Below are 17,129 nucleotides of genomic sequence, written 5' to 3' on the forward strand. Positions count from 1 at the left end.
GGGTTGAATACAAAATCATTGAAATGGACAACTGAGAACTCATTGTCCTCATCCTTGAGAAGAAAACCGCGTTCATATCGTTCTGTTTTTGGAGTTACACCGTCTTGAATCGTAAAGCTATACAGTGGAAAATCCTTCATATTTGAGCTGTTCTCGCGACGTTCCGTGAACAGCGAGCCGATTGTTACAAAGTCCCAGCCCTCAGGTATAGAACCGTAGCTTTTTTCCCAATGTTGTCGCTGGTATCTGGGGCTTGGAACTTGTTTTGTCATTTTTTCTTCCCCCGCCCCTTGCTTTCCGAATTTCTTTGCCAAATTGCCTTGGTTTTCTTCACCACTCGATCAAAATCCGATTCAATCTTCTGGGTCCGGTTGAACTCGGCGTATTCGGCCAGCGCCTTCTGGTCGGCCCGGGCCTTACTGATTCGGCCCTTGTCGGCCAACAGCCGGTATTCGTTGAAGGTCAGGAACTTGTCCACCGCCTCGGCCATGTCGGCCATGGTCATCTGGACGCGATTTTCGATGATGTTCTCGATGTAGTCAAAAAAGCCGGAGATGGTCCGCTCCAGCCGCTTGATTTCCGGTTCGGCCAGGTAGTTCTTGGCCACCGTCACATCGGAGGCCAGCACCCGGCCCTTGGGGGCGTTCTTCCAGGTGAGCAAGCCCATATAGGGGGAGTTACGGTCGGCCTTGGCGTGGATGATCTCGGCGGCGGTCTGGCCGGTGATGGCGAAGTGAAACTTGTTCTGGACCATGGCGTAGAAATTCTGAGTGATTTCCGCCTTGGGGTCGTAATCCACGCTGCACTCGGCAAAGATGTCGGTGATCTGCTGGTAGATGCGACGTTCGCTGGCCCGGATGGAGCGGACCCGCTCCAGCAACTCGCGAAAATAATCTTCACCGAAGACCTGTTGACCCTGTTTGAGGCGTTCGTCATCCAGGACGAAGCCTTTCTTAATGTACTCCTTGAGCACCTGGGTGGCCCAGATGCGGAACCGGGTGGCCCGCCGGGAACTGACCCGGTAGCCCACGGCAATGATGGCGTCCAGATTGTAGTGCCGGAGCTTGCGGCGGACGGCGCGGCCGCCCTCGTTTTGAACTGCCGAGAAATCCTCGGCAGTTGCCGCCTCCTCCAGTTCGCCCTCGGCGTAAATATTTTTCAGGTGCAGGCTGATGTTGTCCGCCGTGGTCTGAAACAACTCGGCCATGAGGCGTTGGGTCAGCCACAAGGTCTCGCCCTGGAGCAGCACCCGCACATGGACCTTTTCATCGTCTCCGCCATAGAGCAGAAAGGGCGAGTCAGTCGGCGCCGGGGGCGCACCCGGGGAGGCATTGAGCTTTTTCTTCCTGTTCATAGGCCCAGCTCCCGCAAGCATTGGGCCATCTCCGCCCTTACTTGATCGAGTTCCTTTTCCAGACCTTCGATGCGCTGCTGGACGGCGTCGATATCCACCTCCTCTTCCTCCTCAAAAGTGTCAACGTAACGGGGAATATTGAGATTGTAATCGTTTTCCGCAATCTCCTCACGGTTGGCGGCATAGGAGTATTTGTCGATGGCCTGGTGCAGGCGGTAGGTCTCGACGATTTTCGTGACCTCGACTTCCTCGCGGATCTTGTTCTGATTCTTGTTCTGCTCGTACTCGCGGCTGGCGTCGATGAAAAGGACATCGGTGCGCTCGCCCCGGTCGCGGCGGAAGATCAGAATAGCGGCCGGGATGCCGGTGCCGAAGAAGCAGTTGGCGGGCAGACCGATAACCGCGTCCAGCAGATTTTCTTCGATCAAGGCCTTTCTGATCCGGCCTTCGGCCCCGCCCCGGAACAGCACCCCGTGGGGCACGATGACCCCGACCCGGCCGGTTCCCTCGGTGGTGGTTTCGATCATATGGCTGATAAAGGCATAATCACCCTTGGATTTGGGCGGCACCCCCCGGTGCCAGCGGTTGAAGCGTTTGGTTTCCTCGCCTTCCTGGTCGGCCCCCCACTTGTCGAGGGAAAAAGGCGGATTGGCCACCACCACCTCGAACTTCATCAGCTTGTCGCCCTCGGCGAATTTGGGTTCCAGCAGGGTGTCGCCCCATTCGATGCGGGGGCCGTCCTCGTTGTGGAGAAACATGTTCATCATGGCCAGGGCCCAGGTGGAACTGATCGCCTCCTGGCCGTAAAGGGAATAGTTATGGGAGCCGTGGGTTTCGCGGACATGAGCGGCGCACTTGAGCAGCAGCGAACCGGAACCGCAGGCGGGATCACAGATGCGCTCGCCGGGCTTAGGGTCCAGGATGCGGGCCAGCAGGCTGGAAACCTCGGGCGGGGTGTAGAATTCGCCGGCTTTCTTGCCCGCGCCGGCAGCGAAGCGGCCGATCAGGTATTCGTAGGCGTTGCCGATGACATCGAGATTGCCGATTCGTGAGGGGCGCAGATCAAGCCGCTTATCGGCGAAATCCTCCAGCAGATTTTTGAGGATGTGGTTGCGTTTTTTGGTATTGCCCAGCCGGGCCTCGGAATTGAAATCAATATTACGGAAAACATTGGCCAGTTTGGTCTTGTTGGCCAACTCCACCTGCTCCAGGGCGATATTGATCAACTCCCCGAGATTGGCGGCCTCGCGGTTGGCAAACAGGTGGTAGAAAGACGATTCCTCCGGCAAAACAAAGCGTTCGCGCTGCAGACGCCGCTTGATCCGCTCTTCATCGTGGCCGTACTGTTTGTGGTACTGATCATAATGGTCCCGCCAGACATCGGAGATGTACTTAAGGAACAACATGGTCAGGACATATTCCTTATATTCGGTGGAATCCACCGTGCCCCGGAGCGAATCGCAGGCGCGCCAGAGAATGTCGTTGATTTCCTGTTGGGATACCTTGGGGTTCATTGTTGCCCTCTTATTTTGGTTAATTCATCATAAATGCGCTGCCCGGCCAGCCGGTAAAGGTGGGTTGATTCAGCCACAAGCTGTTGGCGGAGCGATCGTTCCCGGTTATGCAACCGCCACAAATCGGCGATGCGATGCTGGGTTGCCAGGTCCGGCAAGGGGATGGTGATCTGCATGAACCCTTTGCGCGGAATGGTCGGTGTTCCCGCCCCGGTACGCAAGGCCGCAAGCTGCGCCTCGACCTGGGGTTGCTCCAGGCACCAGGTCAAATATACCGGCACGATGTTCGGCCGGGGAGTGAGAATAAAAAAAGTGGACGGAGCTACGGTGGCATCGGGAACTTCTTCAATAATAATTGGGTAGGTGGTGGCGCCGCGCGAAAGATAAAGGACATCGCCGGGGCGTAAAATATATCGGTCCAAGTCCCGTTCGGACTTGATGCGAAGGCGGTCTTTCTCCTGATAAATATAGGGTTCCCCCGGAGTCAGGTGTTTCCCCATGACCACCTGATAAGTCCCGCCGGGTTCATCCCGGAGCGCCCCCTGGGTGGAAAAACCGGGCAGGACCCCGGCACAATCCATGATGCGAACAATCTGTGTCTGCATGGTCCTGCCCGATCCTTTATCTGGAGTTACAGATTGGTTGATATTTAGCGATCAGGTCACGCTCGATGGCAAGGCGCTCCTGTTCCGTACTTGTTACCCGGACGCCAATGTGGGTTTTGCCGTTTCGATCAAAGCACTGCTTCTTATGGTGGCAGTCGAAACGCTCACTCAGGTTGCAGGTTTGACCAACGTACAATATTTCATATGTCGGCCGAAGGCCAAGGTTCTTTTTTAGTACGAGATACACGCTACCCACGGGCTTGAACTCTTGCCCCCAAGGATAAACGTAGAACTCGTAGCTTCTGCCCGATGCTCCGATTACCGTAATTTTGTCTTCTTGTGCCATATCATACTCCTTGTAAGATTTGGCCAAGCTTGCAATCGGATCATGGATGAAGTACTCTGGCGTCACCACAACACGAGGTCTTCGATTGTTCCGGGCGCAAGCCTGTGCCGGTTGAAGCCTCAAACCCGGCGACCACCGCCGGGTTTTTTAAAAGGCTTTCCAGAAAGGTAACATGGAAAGCTATTTTTTGTCAACGTAAGAATTAAGAAAATAAACAGGTAACGAATATACACACAACAAAAGCGGCGCCGCAGGAGGCGTGGGCTACTAACAACCCCAAAGTGCGCCGGGAATGCCCCGGCCGATGATCTGCTTGAACTCGGTCATGGACTGGATGCGCTGGTCCAGGACGATGAGCTTGCAGGTCTGGACATCCACCCCGGTGCTCAGCAGCTTACTGGTGGTGGCGATTACCGGGTAGGGTTGCTCGGGGTTGATGAAGTTGTCCAGTTCCGCCTTGCCTTCCAGTTCGTCGCCGGTGATCCGCATCACGTACTTGCGGTTTTCCCGCACCCGCTCCGGGTTGAGGTTGACCAAGGCCTGGCGCATCCGTTCGGCGTGGTCGATATCCTCGCAGAAGATGATGGTTTTCTGCATGGGGTCGGTCTGGGTGAGCAACTCGCTGACCTTGGCCGCCACCGTGATGGTGCGCTGTTCCAGGACCAGGCGGCGGTCGAAGTCTTTTTGGTTGTAGATGCGGTCTTCGATGAGTTGGCCGTGCTTGTCGGTCTGGCCTTGGGTGGGGCGCCAGCCCTGGAGGTCCTTGTCCAGATCGACCCGGATCACCTTGTAGGGGGCCAGGAAGCCGTCTTCGATCCCCTGTTTCAGGGAGAAGGTGTAAACCGGTTCGCCGAAGTAGTCGATGTTGGAGACTTCTTTGGTCTCCTTGGGGGTGGCGGTGAGGCCGATGTGGGTGGCGGCCGTGAAATATTCCAGGATCGCCCGCCAGGCGGAATCCGCCGCCGCGCTGCCCCGGTGGCATTCGTCGATGATCACCAGGTCGAAGAAGTCCGGCGAGAACTGTTTGTAAATGTTCTGTTCCTCTTCGCTGCCGGTGACCGCCTGGTAGAGCGAGAGGTAGATCTCGTAGGACTTGTCCACCGTGCGGTGGCTGACCTTGGTCATGGCCTGGCCGAAGGGCTTGAAGTCGTTGCTTTTGGTCTGGTCGATCAGGATGTTGCGGTCGGCCAGGAAGAGGATGCGCTTTTTGCGCCGGGCCTTCCAGAGCCGCCAGATGATCTGGAAGGCGGTGTAGGTCTTGCCGGTGCCGGTGGCCATCACCAGCAGGATGCGGTTCTGGCCCTTGGCAACGGCTTCCACCGTGCGGTTGACGGCGTTGACCTGGTAGTGGGAGTGCGGCCGGAGCCGTCGTCGTAGTAAGGTTGTTCGACGATGCGGCGGCTGGCGGGGTCGGCCAGGCCGTGGTGGCGGCAATAGAGTTCCCAGAGGGTTTCAGGGGTGGGAAATTGGTGCAGGGCCAGGGTGGTTTCGGTTTGGCCGCTCAGGCCGGTGCGGTCGTGGAAGAGAAAGCCGTCGCCGTTGCTGCTGAAGACGAAGGGGACATCCAGGGCCTCGGCGTAGGCCAGGGCCTGCTGCATGCCGTCGCCTAAGGTGTGGTTGTTGTCCTTGGCTTCAATGACGGCGATGGGCTGGTTGGGCTGCAAGCTCAACACATAATCGGCCCGCCGCTTGCGCCCCCAGGCATGAAGCCTTCCCCGCACGATGATCCGCCCGGCGGTGAAGGAGACCTCTTCCCGCACCTGGTCCTGTCCTGCCAACCCGCCCAACTCTTGCTGGACAGCCGTGAACCGACTAAGTAGCAGCGAATCGGTTACAGACCAGGTTTTCCCACGTTTTCTTAATCTCCGCACAGAAAATATTTGACAAAGTTTGCCATAGGGGGCATGGTTAACGCAAAAAGAGGTGATGACCATGGCGACGATGAATGTTTCCCTCCCGGCTCCCATGAAACAGTGGATAGAAAATCAAATCGGCACCGGGCATTACAGTAGTGTCAGCGACTATGTCCGTTCTCTGATCCGCCAGGACCAGGAATATCAGACCAAGGTCAATGCCTTGCGTCAGGCTTTGGCGGTCGGCGAGGAGAGTGGTGTCGCCGAAAATTCGGTGCTGGATATCTGGCAAAAAGTCAAATCCGGTGGCGGACCGGATGTATAAACTCTCTCGGGCGGCGGCGGCTGATATCGAAAAAATCGCCGAAAATTCGCTGATCGAGTTCGGCCTGGCGCAAACCGGCAAATATCTTACCTCCCTGCACGGCTGCCTTGAACTATTGGCGAAGAATCCTGAGATGGGGCGAGAGATTGATGAAATCCGGCCGGGCTACCGAAAGTTTCCCCACCAAAGTCATTTGATCTTTTATCGCCGCGAAAATGCGGGCGGCATCCTGATCGTGCGCGTTCTGCATCACCTGATGGATGCAGAACGCCACCTTAATCAGGTGGGTGATGGTGGTGATAGGTGAGGTGATGGTGAATAGATGACCGTGCCGCTGGCCGAACAGGATCACCTTATTGGTGTGGCAACTGCGACAGAACCAGCGCCCCCGGACGATGATCCGCCCGGCGGTGAAGGAGACCTCTTCCCGCACCTGCCGCAGCAAGTCCCACCCGGCCTGCTCAATGGGCCTGCCCAGTCCAGATTACCAGACGGGCGATTGGTCAACCCTCCAGCTTGACAATACAAGATGTTCATTCCGCTCTTCAATTCGGGAAATATGAAAGTTTTAGTTGCAGATTTCCCTTTTTTTAATTGAGGTTGACCAGGGCCTGGCTTGCTGGCCGAAGATCTGCCGGAACATGACGATGAGAACCTCTTTGCCAGCTCACCCCCACTGTCGGCCGGAATAGCCGGCACACAAAAAACGGGGGCAAAAGCCCCCGTTTTTTGTGTTTGATGAACCGTGGCTAATCAGCGGCTCTGCTCTTCCTCGATCATGCCCATGATCCGCGCGTGCAGTTCCGGCGAGGTCTTCATGGCATTGGCGATGTCGTTGTAGGTCTGCACGTCCAGGCCTTCTTCCTCCACGGCGGCCACCATCTCTTCGTTGGCCTGCCGCTGCAGCTCAATGGCCTTTTCCTGGTCCTGCACCCCTTGCAACTGGCCGGCGTACTCCTGCTGGATCTCCTGGAGTTGCACCGAGGCCACGGCAAAGCTCTGCAGGGTGCCCTGGTCAAAATCCTGCGGCGCCGTCCGCTCGCCCATGCCGGGCTGACCGCCGCCGGAGCCGGGGTAGGCCATTACCAGGCCGGGAACGGCCAGCAGCAGAATAAAAAAGGCGCCAGCCAGCAGACCTTTGCTGATCCCCTTGCTTTCGATGGTTGCAACTTGCTCGCTCATTTAATGATACCTCCTGAAAAGTACTTTTTGACCCTTTGGGGCCATGGTTCCGGCACCCGTTCCGGGCGTTTCCCATGAAACATTGGAGCAGGCACCGCTTCTATTCGCCGCCGGGAAGCTGACCGGACCATGCCTGGCCTGCGATTCGCCACCCCGCGCCGCGTGGGTTGCCCTGATTATCTGCAACCACGATGCCAACGTTGACAAGACCTTCCTTTTTTCTTTGACCATTGAATATCGTACTGTTTGAGCAGCATAAAAAACGACCTGCCAAGACGCACCCCCTGGGTTTGACCCCATGGCCTTAGTGTGTCATAATGGCGCATGAATCACTATGGAGGTAAACAATGACACAGACTTGGTTTAAGCGCGGTTTCAGCCTGCGCCTTACCCTGGTTCTCTTTCTGGGGTTACCCTTGCTGCTGCTGCTGGGCGCGGCTTCCTTTTCTGGCCTGCGGGGGCTGGAGAACCGGGTGGAATTACAGATGCAGAAAGACGTCGAGCTGATCGCCCGGGCCATCCGCGGCCCGCTGGAACACGCCCTGGAATTCGAGCGCCAGCGCAGCCTGGACCGCACCCTCTCTTCGGCCTTCCGTTTCAGCGAGGTATACGGGGTTTATGTTTACGACCGAGAAGGCCGCCAGGTGGCGGCCAGCGGGCCCGCGGAACCGGAAGTACAGCGGCGGGAACTGGTGCAACTGGCCGCCGAGGGCGATCGCCTGGGAAGCTACGACGAAGCCGACGGCGAGGAGGTTTATTCCTATTTCGTGCCGCTGAGCGATTCGGTGGGCCGCACCCTGGGGCTGTTGCAGCTCACCAGGGACGGCAGCCAGTTCAAGGACGATATCATGCAGGCCCGGCACCGGGCCCTGCTGCTGCTCAGCCTGCTCAGCCTGACCCTGCTGGGGCTGGTGCTCTTTGGCCACCACCGGATTATCGGCACCCACCTTACCGCCTTGGTGGACAGCATGGCCCGCATTGCCGCCGTTGAGCGTCGGCACCGGGCAATCCCCCGCGGCCCCACCGAGATTCGCCAGTTGGCGGTGGGAATGAACAATATGCTGGACAGCATCGCAGCGGGGGAGGCGCAACTGGCCCGCCAGCGGGCGGAACAGCGGCAACTGGAAGAGCGGCTGCGGCAGTCGGAAAAGATGGCGGCCATCGGCGTTCTGGCCGCCGGGGTGGCCCATGAGCTGGGCACCCCGCTGAGCCTGGTGGGCGGCAAGGCGCAGCGGATGCTGCGCCGGGAGCAGAGCCCGGACAACGCCGCCGCCTTTCAGGAAATCCGCCGAGCGGTGGAACGGATGAGTCATATCGTCCGCCAATTGCTGGATTTCGGCCACACCAACCAGGCCCGGCAACCCCGGCGCAAAGTGGTGGACACCGCCCTGCTCGCTGGCAACGCCGCCGATCAGGTGCGGGAACAGGCCACCGCAGCGGGAGTCGAGCTGGTTCTGGGGGGAGTTCAGCCACCACCCCACTTGCAGCTTGACCCCATCCGCATGGAACAGGCCCTGGCCAATCTGCTGCTCAACGCGGTCCAGGCCTTTGAGGGCACCGCCCCCACTTCCCCGCCCCTGGTGCGCCTCACCTGGTTCGGCGACGATCAGCAGGCCGGTTTCACCGTCGAGGACAACGGCCCGGGCGTGGCCGAAGAACTGCACTCCCGCCTTTTCGAGCCCTTTTTCACCACCAAGGATGTGGGTCGCGGCACCGGCTTGGGCTTGGCGGTGGTCCACAGCGCGGTGCAGGAGCACGGCGGCGGCATCGAAGTCGGCCGCAGCGAATTCGGTGGCGCCCGTTTCACCTTGCACCTGCGGGGTGTAAACCGGTAATGGATAAAACGGAAAAAATATTAATTGTCGAAGATGACCGGGGGCTGCGCGAACTCCTTGGCGAAGAGCTGACCGACGCCGGCTTCCGGGTCCGCAGCGCCGGCGATGTGCCGGCGGCCTGGAACTTGGTGCGGAGCTGGCAGCCGGACCTGGTGCTCAGCGATCTGCGTCTACCCGGCCCCGACGGCCTGGAGTTGCTGGAGCGGCTCGCCGACCTGCCGCTACCCCGGCCGGCGCTGATCATCATCACCGCCTTCGGCACCGTCCCCCAGGCGGTGGAGGCCCTGAAAAAGGGAGCCGATGATTTTCTCACCAAACCGCTGGACCTCGACCATCTGCTGCTCTGCTTGCGGCGAACCTTGGAAACCCGGCGGCTGCGCCGGGAAGTGGAACATTTCCGCGAACTACTGGGGCGTGGGGAGGAGGATTTCCACGGCATTATCGGCCGTAGCGGCGTCATGCGCCGGCTCTTTGCCGCCATCGGCCAGGTGGCGGCGGCCGGCGGTCCGGTGCTGATTGCCGGCGAAAGTGGAGTGGGCAAGGAGTTGGTGGCCCGGGCGGTACACGCGGAAAGTTCCCGCGCCGCCAGCAAGATGATTGCCGTCAACTGTGCCGGCATTCCCGCCGAGCTGGCGGAAAGTGAGTTTTTCGGCCATGCCGTCGGCGCCTTCAGCGGGGCGGAAAGACCCAGGCAGGGGCTGTTTCTGGAGGCCCAGGGCGGCACCCTGCTGCTGGATGAAATCGGTGAATTGCCCCTGAACCTGCAGGCCAAACTGCTGCGCATTCTGCAGGACGGGCGGCTGCGACCGGTGGGTTCCGACCGGGAACAGCAGGTTGATGTAAGGATTATCGCCGCCGGCAACCGGGATCTGGAAGCGGAGGTGCGGGAAGGACGTTTCCGGGAGGATCTTTATTACCGCCTGGAAACCCTCCGTTTGGAGGTGCCGCCCCTGCGCCGGCGGGGAGACGACCTGGAACTGCTCTGCGCCCGTTTCATCGATCTGTTCGCCACCAAAATGAACCGCCCGGCCCGCAGCATTTCCCCCGACGCCCTGGCCCGCCTGCGCCGTTATACGTTCCCCGGCAACGTGCGGGAGCTGAAAAACACCATGGAGCGGGCGGTGGCCTTCTGCCCGGGCCGGGAGATCGGCCTGGAACATCTGCCGGAACGGGTACGGCGGGGCACCAACAACGGCCGACTTAACGGCGAGGAGGACCGGCCGGGAGCAAACCACCTCGGCGACCCGACCGGACTGGCCCAGCGAATGCTGCCGGAGTCGCCGAACGATCCGGGTGAGTTGCCCTCGCTGGAAGAGGTGACCAGTCGCTACGTCCGTCTGGTGCTGGAACAAGTTGACGGCAACAAACGCCGGGCCGCCCAAATTCTTGGCATCGGCCGGCGCACCCTCTACCGCCGCCTGGAAGACCAGTAAAAACGTAAGCGGCCACGGGAAAAACGGCGGAACTCTATGACGAGATCCGATCGAGGTTCGGCATGGTACCCAACTTCTTCAAGGCCCAGGCGGCCATAGATCCGGACTGGGCCTTGAACAACTGGGCCCGTGTCAAGCAGATCATGCTGGCGCAGGGAGCCCTTGACCGCAAAACCAAGGAGCTCATCGCCATGGCCATGGAGCTGTTCACCAGTTTTGCCTCCATTGCCAGTTCTCTGGAGATCCCGTGCGACGTAACACCCGCCATGGTGCAAAAATGAAAGCCGAGCCGGGGCCAAAAACCGTCGTGGCGTGCTGTACGGCCAGGATGTTGCGGTCAGCCGGGAAGACCGGCTCGACAAACAACAACGGCCATCGCCAGGGTCCCTTCCGGCCGTAAATCGCGGTTGACGCCAAAAGGACGGCCTGATAGTCTGCCCGCCGGTTCATCTTTTCGTTTTGGCAAACAGTGACGGGGAGGCGGTGGAATGTATTTTCCGGTGGCAGGAATCGAGGTGGCGCCCTGGGTGCCCTTTCTGGCCGGCTTTCTGGTGGCCCTGGTTTGCGGGATGGGCGGGTTTTCCGGGGCCAATCTGCTGCTGCCCTTTCAGATGAGCGTGCTGGGTTTCACCACCCCGGCGGTGAGCGCCACCAACCACCTGTTCAACATCGTCGCCATTCCCGGGGGAGTTTACCGCTTTATCCGGGAGGGCCGGATGGTCTGGCCCCTGACCTGGGTGGTGATCGCCGGCACCGTGCCGGGGGTCCTGCTCGGGGTTTTTCTGCGGGTGCAATACCTGCCCGATCCCGAGCGCTTCAAAATATTCGCCGGGCTGGTCCTGCTCTATATCGCCTACGTGATGCTCCGCTCCCTGCTCAAGGCCCCACCCAAGGAGGGCCAGGGCAGCGGCCCGGCCTCGGCGGAGAAACGCTTCCAGGAGCTGGTGGCCAACTTCCGCCACCAGGATGCCGCCAGCCGCCAACCCCTGCCCCGGGTGGAGCTGAATCAGGTCGGCCTGAAAAGCATCGATTACACCTTTTACGGCGAGCGGGTCAGCGCCCCGACCCTGGGAATTTTTGGCCTCAGCGCCCTGGTGGGGGTGGTGGGCGGCATGTACGGGATCGGCGGTGGCGCCATCATCGCCCCCTTCTTCGTGGCGGTATTCCGCCTGCCGATCTACACCATCGCCGGGGCCTGCCTGATGGGCACCTTCCTCACCTCGGTGGTGGCGGCCCTCTTTTACCAGCTCCTGGCCCCCTTCTATCCCGACCTGGCGGTGGCTCCCGACTGGCGCTTGGGAATCCTGCTGGGCTCCGGGGGGCTGCTGGGGATGTACGCCGCCGCCCGCCTGCAGAAATTCGTCCCGGCCCAACTGATCAAATGGGTGCTGGCCGCCATCCTCCTTTTCTCCGGCGGCCGATACCTGCTGGCTCCCCTGTTTTAGCTTTAGAAGTCAAAGCGGGCCCCCACCAGAAAAACCTGGCCGCCGGAAAAGTTGCTCCGCCAGGTGCCCTCGCCGCTGTCGCGCTTGGCGGTAATGGCGGCGCTCTCCCGCTCCCAGTAGTATTCGGCGAAAAAGAGCAGGCTGTCGTTGAACTGGTGGTCAACTCCCAGATGAACCACCTCCTGTGCATGGAAAACGACGCGGTTTGGCAAGAGGTTTTCGGCTTCACCCCGGCCGAACGGGGCGGCCTGCCGGCCATGCTCGACAAGGCAGCAAAGAGCACCGCCTGATCCAAAAAACCTTAAAATAAAGCTTGACTTTGGCTTTTCCCGCCAATACGTTTGCGCTAACAATCAGTTAAGCAACCTATCGTTGCGGGTTGACCTGTAATTATTTATTGTTTCGATAATAAAGGTAGTTATGAACAGAAGGCAGTTTGTAATAGGGGCTTGTGGGACAACTGTATGTTTGGGGGTATTCTCCCTGCCGCTCAACGGCAAGGACAGGCTGCGGTGCGGCAAATGCGGGGCGGATTTTTCCGGTTTTGAGGAAACCGGTCTTTTCCCTGCTTCTGCAAGCAGAAACCGCTACTGCCCAAATTGCGGAGTAAATCTGCTGACCCTGAGCCATGAACTTACCTGCCGGGAATATTATCGTTGTCTAACCCATAACAAGCCGTTCTGTGTTGGCGGCCAGGAAGGGGACAGCACCTGCTTTCAGGTTCCCTTTGTCGCGGACGGAAAACTGATTGCAAGCGGCAAACCCCAGTTGCCGATGAACAGCTTGAAATTTTGACGCCGGGACTCGAGTTTTTAGAGCTTCAGGCATGGCGCTACGCCCTGCGGGACGTTTACTTACTTCGTACCATAGCGATTTTCACGCTATGCTTTGTGAAAAGTAATCCGGGTCCCGGCGTCAAATTCCTTTAAAACTCCAGGGATCTTCCATGTCGACCATTTCTGTGGGAAAAAGGGAGCTTTTTCTACGCAATCTGCGGCTGGTCAACGAGCGGGCCGGAGTGGAGCCGGAGGTGATCGACCTGCTTGAGGCCTTCGCCCGGCTGGAGCTTGACCGGGGACGACCGCCTAACCTGGCGCCGGCCCGACCGCCCAATCCAGCCAAAAAGGTTCGCCTGTTCCTCGCCGCCAATAACCACCTCCCCGCTTCGGCCCTTGACTTTCTGGCCGCCTATTGTCAGCGGATTTACGAACAGGGTGTGGTTTGCCTCCTGAATCCGGCCCATCTGGCCCAAACCGTTTCCCTGCCCTTGAACAGGTTGCAGCATCTGATCGCCACCGCCGAGCACCATTACTATTCGTACCAGATTCCCAAAAGTGACGGCAGCACCCGCCTGATCCACGCTCCTCAACCGGAATTGAAAAAGGCGCAACGGAGCGTTCTCGATGAAATTCTCGCTTTTGTGCCCCTCAACCCCCACGCTGAGGGCTTTCGCCGCCGCCGCTCCATCGTCACCAACAGCCGGCGGCATGTGGCAAACCGGGTGGTTGTCAAGCTGGACATCGAGGATTTTTTCCCCAGCATCACCGCCCAGCGAATTTTCGGGGTGTTTACCGGCCTGGGCTATCCCCGGCAGGTAGCCGAACTGCTGACCGGCCTGACCACCCGACGGGGAGTCCTGCCCACCGGCGCGCCTACCAGCCCCTTTCTTTCCAACCTGGTCTGTCGCCGCCTGGACCGGCGGCTTGCGGGAGTCGGGGAGAAGATGGACTACGAGTATTCGCGATATGCCGATGACCTTACTTTTTCCAGTCAAAACAAGAAAATGACCCAACTGCTGCCTTTTCTGCAGGAGATTATCCGGGAGGAGGGCTTTGCCGTCAAAACCGCCAAAACCCGCATCCAGAGAAACGGCGGCCAGCAAAAGGTCACCGGGATCGTGGTTAATTCCCGGCCTAATATCGCCCGCCGGGAAATCCGCAACCTCCAGGCCATAATTCATAACTGCCGCCGGCAGGGAGATCTGCAATTGCAGGCGTACAGATACGCCGCTGCCCGGGGAGCGGTCCGGCCGGAACAATACACCATCGACGCCCTCCAGGCTTCTCTGCGCGGCAAAATCAATCTGGTGCGGCAGGTCAACCCGGCAATCGGAGAGCGCCTGTTGCGGGATTTTCTGACGATCAGCTTTCATGGTTGAAGCGATCATCACCAAATTTTCCCGGCTCCTGCTTTGGCAGATACTGCTTGGAGCAGTATTGCTTTTTCTGCTGCCACCGGCCACCTGGGGGGCAACCGGGATCATTGTCGCCCGGACGGATGCCTTCGAAAGCATCAGGAACCTGATGAGCGATACCTCGACCCTGACCCGGGCCGGCAGAGAGTATGTCGCCGGTCGCCATGCGGGCCGGAATTTGGTCCTGGTGCGCTCGCCCATGGGCAAGGTCAACAACACCATCACCACCCAGATCCTGTTGTCCGAATTCGAGGTTGACCTGGTGATCTCCATCGCTCCGGCGGGGGCGGTGGATCAAGACCTGAAAATCGGCGACATGGTTCTGGCCGACCGGGTTTACCAGCATGACTTCGGCACCATCAAACCTTATGGCTTCATCTGGGGCAGAACGCCGGACGGTACCGGCTGGGAAGACGAGGGATACAACGCCCACCCCCACCCGGAAACCGCCACAATAGAACAGGCCTTTCGGAGATCAGAACCGCCCGGGCAGAAAGGCTGGCAACTGGTCATCGGCTCCGTGGTCAGCGGTGATCAGATGATCGCCGACGAAGAAAAGCGTGACTGGCTGCGGAGCAAATTTCAGGCGGTGGCCGTTGATATGAGCGGGGCTGCCATCATCCAGACCTGTTTCGCCAATGGGGTGCGCGGCCAGATTGTCCGGATCATCACCGACCAGGCCGATATCACCGCCCGCAGTGATTTCGAGGCCTCTTTCGGTCCGGACAATTACGAACCTGACTACCGGCTGCTTATCAAAATTCTCCTCGACGCCGCCCCCTGAGCGCAATCATAAAGTTACCCCGAAGAGACCCGCCATGCCGAAAAAAATTTTAATCTGCTCGATCACCTGGTTGCTGCTGTTGTCGGCCCTGCCGGCCGCCACCCAGGCTGCGGATCGTTATTACCTGCTCGCTCAGGCCCGGGCCGCTCTTTCCCTGGGGGAGCAGGAGACCGCCATCGAGAAATACACCGAATACATCGCCGCCCACCCGGCGATCACCGGCCGCAAAACCGCATCGTTTCGCAGAAATTCGCAATACTACCTGCGCAACCTGCTCATTGCCTACGGCGGCCTGATCGAGCAGCAGCAAGCCTTGGGACTATACGAACAAGCACAGCAAAATCTGGATCGTTTGCAGCAGGTCCGGCAGGATAATAAGTTCGGATCCAAAAACCTTTACAACCTGGCCATAATATACCGTGACCATGGCCGCACCCGGGAAGCGCGCGCCGCTATGCAGACCATTGTCGCCGACCAGCAGCGGGCTCCCCAAAAAACCAACAACAAGGCATTTGTCCGGGCCAGCGCCGAACTGGTGAAAATCCACCAGGAAGAAGACGACCAGCAAGCCCTTGCCGCAGTGCTTGACGCCGCCGTCAACGGCATTGAACTGTTTGGGCTCGATCTGAAGGATCGTTACCGGATAGGCCGTTTGCTGCTGGATAATGGTGATCGCCTCAAAGGCGAAAAGATTCTGCGCGACATGGTCCAATTCATGACCTTGGATGATCTGGCCGCCGAGGAACACGCCCTGATCCGCGCCCTATCAGCGTTATTGCGGCTCAACGCGACCAACCATGAGGCCGCCACCCAACTGCTTGCGGCTTTGGATCGCTTCGAGGGGGTTTATGAACTTAGCCTGCGCAATCAATATTCCCTGGCCATAGCCTGCCTCAACACCAGTCATCATCAAGCCCGCGGGCTCCGGATGCTGACTGAAATCAAAGATCAGTTCCCCGCCACCACCCACGCCCGCCGGGCGCTTTTCGTCCTGGGCCGTACAGCCGCAAGCGCTGAAGAGTGGGGCCAGGCCATGCACCATTACCAGGAATATATCGACCGCTACCCCGAACCGCGTTTTTTCTCATTGAAGGCGTATTCTCGCCTTATCGACAGCCAGTGGGCCAAACTCAAGGATCACGAGCTCATTCGGGCCGAATCCCGGCGCCTGGCCGATCTGGTCAACGATATCGCCGATTACGAAACCCAGTTGAACCTGGCCCGGGATCTCCGGGACAAAGGTTTCGATGAATTGGCGGCAGCCACCTTCAGCCTGGGGGAGGCCGCCGCCAGTGAGCAGTTGCGGCGGGAGCAGCGAGCCGAGGCGCGGCTGCGAATCTTATGGAACCTGCAAAGGTACGGCTACCCTATAGAACGGTTTTCCCTGGTGGAGGAATCGGCCGCTGCGGCCCTGGAACTGATCGACGATCCCCGCAACACCTCTATGCGCGCCAAGGAAAGCACCAATTTTATAAAATCCCAGAGCCTGATCTGGCTGGGCCAGGCCCAACGGCGACAACAGCGACCTGAGGCGGCCCGCAATACTTTCGCGACCTTTCTTAAGGAGTTCCCCGACAGCCCGGACGCAGATTATGTCCGTTTTAGTCTGGCCGAGATCCACGAGGAAGAAGGAGAAACCGCCCAGGCTGATGAACTCTATCGCCGAATTGAGTCTGGAGTCTGGCGGGAGCGAGCGGAACGCCGGCAACAACGGGGAAGCAGCCGATGAAACGGGCCCAATTTACCCTGACATTACTGCCGTTACTGCTTCTTTTACTTCCCACCCCCGCTGTCGCCTGGGAGTGTTCGGCCACCATCTCGGGACCGCATTGGGTAAAGATCGGCCGGACCATCACCTTAACGCCGGAAGGATTGCCGACGGGTGGCTCATATAGTTGGTCCGCCACCCCCAACCTTGTTCCCAACGGCTCCACGGCCACTTTGACCGGATATAAGCCCTCCACCTCCGATTACATCAGGGTGACGATGCGCTACACCACCCCCAAAGGCAACTCCTGCAGCGACACCAAGTGGATTTACGCGCACCCGGCCTGCGAAGTGGTGGTTTCCGGGCCGGGCCAGGCCGGGATAGGGGAAGCGGTTAATCTGAGCGCCGCCGCCGATCCGGCGGATGGCGTTTTTGCCTGGAGGATCAGCTCGGGCAGCGGCAGCATCGCCGTTGATGGCGCCAATGCGGTTTTCACCGGCGACCAATCGGGGGAGGTGGAGATCGAAGTTGCCTACACCACCAGCGACGGC

General features: G+C 59.3%; 17 protein-coding genes and 2 pseudogenes. 11 read left to right on the plus strand and 8 right to left on the minus strand.

The genetic code is table 11. The features are described from left to right. From ACHHRT_RS13135 to hsdR, 6 genes and pseudogenes are all read right to left on the minus strand, one after another. Nucleotides 1-272: pseudogene (locus ACHHRT_RS13135) on the minus strand (hypothetical protein); the annotation flags it as partial. Then, a complete protein-coding gene (locus ACHHRT_RS13140; protein WP_395500227.1) occupies nucleotides 269-1,354 on the minus strand; it encodes a virulence RhuM family protein in 1,086 nt (361 codons plus the stop codon). The pseudogene ACHHRT_RS13135 and the gene ACHHRT_RS13140, both read right to left, overlap by 4 nt. Then, nucleotides 1,351-2,868: a type I restriction-modification system subunit M gene (locus tag ACHHRT_RS13145; RefSeq protein WP_395500228.1), complete on the minus strand. Its 1,518-nt coding sequence runs from the start codon at nucleotides 2,866-2,868 to the stop codon at nucleotides 1,351-1,353. Before ACHHRT_RS13145 ends, ACHHRT_RS13140 begins: the two co-directional genes overlap by 4 nt. Continuing rightward, nucleotides 2,865-3,368 (minus strand): restriction endonuclease subunit S, encoded by a 504-nt coding sequence (locus ACHHRT_RS13150; RefSeq protein ID WP_395500229.1) that lies wholly within the window; start codon nucleotides 3,366-3,368, stop codon nucleotides 2,865-2,867. Before ACHHRT_RS13150 ends, ACHHRT_RS13145 begins: the two co-directional genes overlap by 4 nt. Before the next feature lie 121 nt (nucleotides 3,369-3,489). Then, entirely contained in the window at nucleotides 3,490-3,819 is a 330-nt protein-coding gene (locus tag ACHHRT_RS13155) for a GIY-YIG nuclease family protein (protein WP_395500230.1), read from the minus strand. Between the two features lie 294 nt (nucleotides 3,820-4,113). Next, nucleotides 4,114-5,588: pseudogene (gene hsdR, locus ACHHRT_RS13160) on the minus strand (EcoAI/FtnUII family type I restriction enzme subunit R); the annotation flags it as partial. 163 nt (nucleotides 5,589-5,751) lie between these two features. Between hsdR and ACHHRT_RS13165 the strand changes: the two are divergent. Both ACHHRT_RS13165 and ACHHRT_RS13170 read left to right on the plus strand, forming a co-directional pair. Beyond that, nucleotides 5,752-5,997: a type II toxin-antitoxin system ParD family antitoxin gene (locus ACHHRT_RS13165; RefSeq protein ID WP_395500231.1), complete on the plus strand. Its 246-nt coding sequence runs from the start codon at nucleotides 5,752-5,754 to the stop codon at nucleotides 5,995-5,997. Further along, entirely contained in the window at nucleotides 5,990-6,304 is a 315-nt protein-coding gene (locus tag ACHHRT_RS13170; protein WP_395500232.1) for a type II toxin-antitoxin system RelE/ParE family toxin, read from the plus strand. Before ACHHRT_RS13165 ends, ACHHRT_RS13170 begins: the two co-directional genes overlap by 8 nt. Before the next feature lie 446 nt (nucleotides 6,305-6,750). On the opposite strand, the gene ACHHRT_RS13175 is transcribed toward ACHHRT_RS13170, so the two are convergent. Further along, entirely contained in the window at nucleotides 6,751-7,179 is a 429-nt protein-coding gene (locus tag ACHHRT_RS13175; protein ID WP_395500233.1) for a DUF4168 domain-containing protein, read from the minus strand. A gap of 347 nt (nucleotides 7,180-7,526) precedes the next feature. On the opposite strand from ACHHRT_RS13175, the gene ACHHRT_RS13180 reads away from it, so the two are divergent. The 4 genes from ACHHRT_RS13180 to ACHHRT_RS13195 all read left to right on the plus strand — a co-directional run bounded on the left by ACHHRT_RS13180 (nucleotide 7,527) and on the right by ACHHRT_RS13195 (nucleotide 11,892). Then, complete coding sequence (locus tag ACHHRT_RS13180; RefSeq protein ID WP_395500234.1) at nucleotides 7,527-9,014, plus strand: sensor histidine kinase; 1,488 nt, start codon at nucleotides 7,527-7,529, stop codon at nucleotides 9,012-9,014. Beyond that, on the plus strand, nucleotides 9,014-10,447 hold the full coding sequence (locus ACHHRT_RS13185) for a sigma-54-dependent transcriptional regulator (protein WP_395500235.1): 1,434 nt from the start codon (nucleotides 9,014-9,016) through the stop codon (nucleotides 10,445-10,447). Before ACHHRT_RS13180 ends, ACHHRT_RS13185 begins: the two co-directional genes overlap by 1 nt. A gap of 62 nt (nucleotides 10,448-10,509) precedes the next feature. Beyond that, a complete protein-coding gene (locus ACHHRT_RS13190; RefSeq protein WP_395500236.1) occupies nucleotides 10,510-10,728 on the plus strand; it encodes a carboxymuconolactone decarboxylase family protein in 219 nt (72 codons plus the stop codon). A gap of 207 nt (nucleotides 10,729-10,935) precedes the next feature. Then, nucleotides 10,936-11,892 (plus strand): sulfite exporter TauE/SafE family protein, encoded by a 957-nt coding sequence (locus ACHHRT_RS13195; RefSeq protein WP_395500237.1) that lies wholly within the window; start codon nucleotides 10,936-10,938, stop codon nucleotides 11,890-11,892. A 2-nt stretch (nucleotides 11,893-11,894) separates the two neighbouring features. On the opposite strand, the gene ACHHRT_RS13200 is transcribed toward ACHHRT_RS13195, so the two are convergent. Then, nucleotides 11,895-12,071, minus strand: coding sequence for a hypothetical protein (locus tag ACHHRT_RS13200; RefSeq protein WP_395500238.1), 177 nt, complete (start codon nucleotides 12,069-12,071; stop codon nucleotides 11,895-11,897). Between the two features lie 241 nt (nucleotides 12,072-12,312). Here ACHHRT_RS13200 and ACHHRT_RS13205 point away from each other — a divergent pair, with 241 nt between their 5' ends. From ACHHRT_RS13205 to ACHHRT_RS13225, 5 genes are all read left to right on the plus strand, one after another. Continuing rightward, on the plus strand, nucleotides 12,313-12,687 hold the full coding sequence (locus tag ACHHRT_RS13205) for a hypothetical protein (RefSeq protein WP_395500239.1): 375 nt from the start codon (nucleotides 12,313-12,315) through the stop codon (nucleotides 12,685-12,687). 151 nt (nucleotides 12,688-12,838) lie between these two features. Next, a complete protein-coding gene (locus tag ACHHRT_RS13210; RefSeq protein ID WP_395500240.1) occupies nucleotides 12,839-14,050 on the plus strand; it encodes a reverse transcriptase family protein in 1,212 nt (403 codons plus the stop codon). After that, nucleotides 14,043-14,870 (plus strand): 5'-methylthioadenosine/S-adenosylhomocysteine nucleosidase, encoded by an 828-nt coding sequence (gene mtnN / locus ACHHRT_RS13215; protein ID WP_395500241.1) that lies wholly within the window; start codon nucleotides 14,043-14,045, stop codon nucleotides 14,868-14,870. The genes ACHHRT_RS13210 and mtnN overlap by 8 nt, the downstream gene beginning before the upstream one ends. Before the next feature lie 34 nt (nucleotides 14,871-14,904). After that, a complete protein-coding gene (locus ACHHRT_RS13220; RefSeq protein ID WP_395500242.1) occupies nucleotides 14,905-16,599 on the plus strand; it encodes a tetratricopeptide repeat protein in 1,695 nt (564 codons plus the stop codon). A 212-nt stretch (nucleotides 16,600-16,811) separates the two neighbouring features. Then, nucleotides 16,812-17,129 (plus strand): hypothetical protein (locus ACHHRT_RS13225; RefSeq protein ID WP_395500243.1); only part of this gene is annotated, 318 nt, incomplete at its 3' end.

This window comes from Desulfurivibrio modestus (assembly GCF_044068625.1).
Classification (GTDB): Bacteria; Desulfobacterota; Desulfobulbia; order Desulfobulbales; family Desulfurivibrionaceae; genus Desulfurivibrio.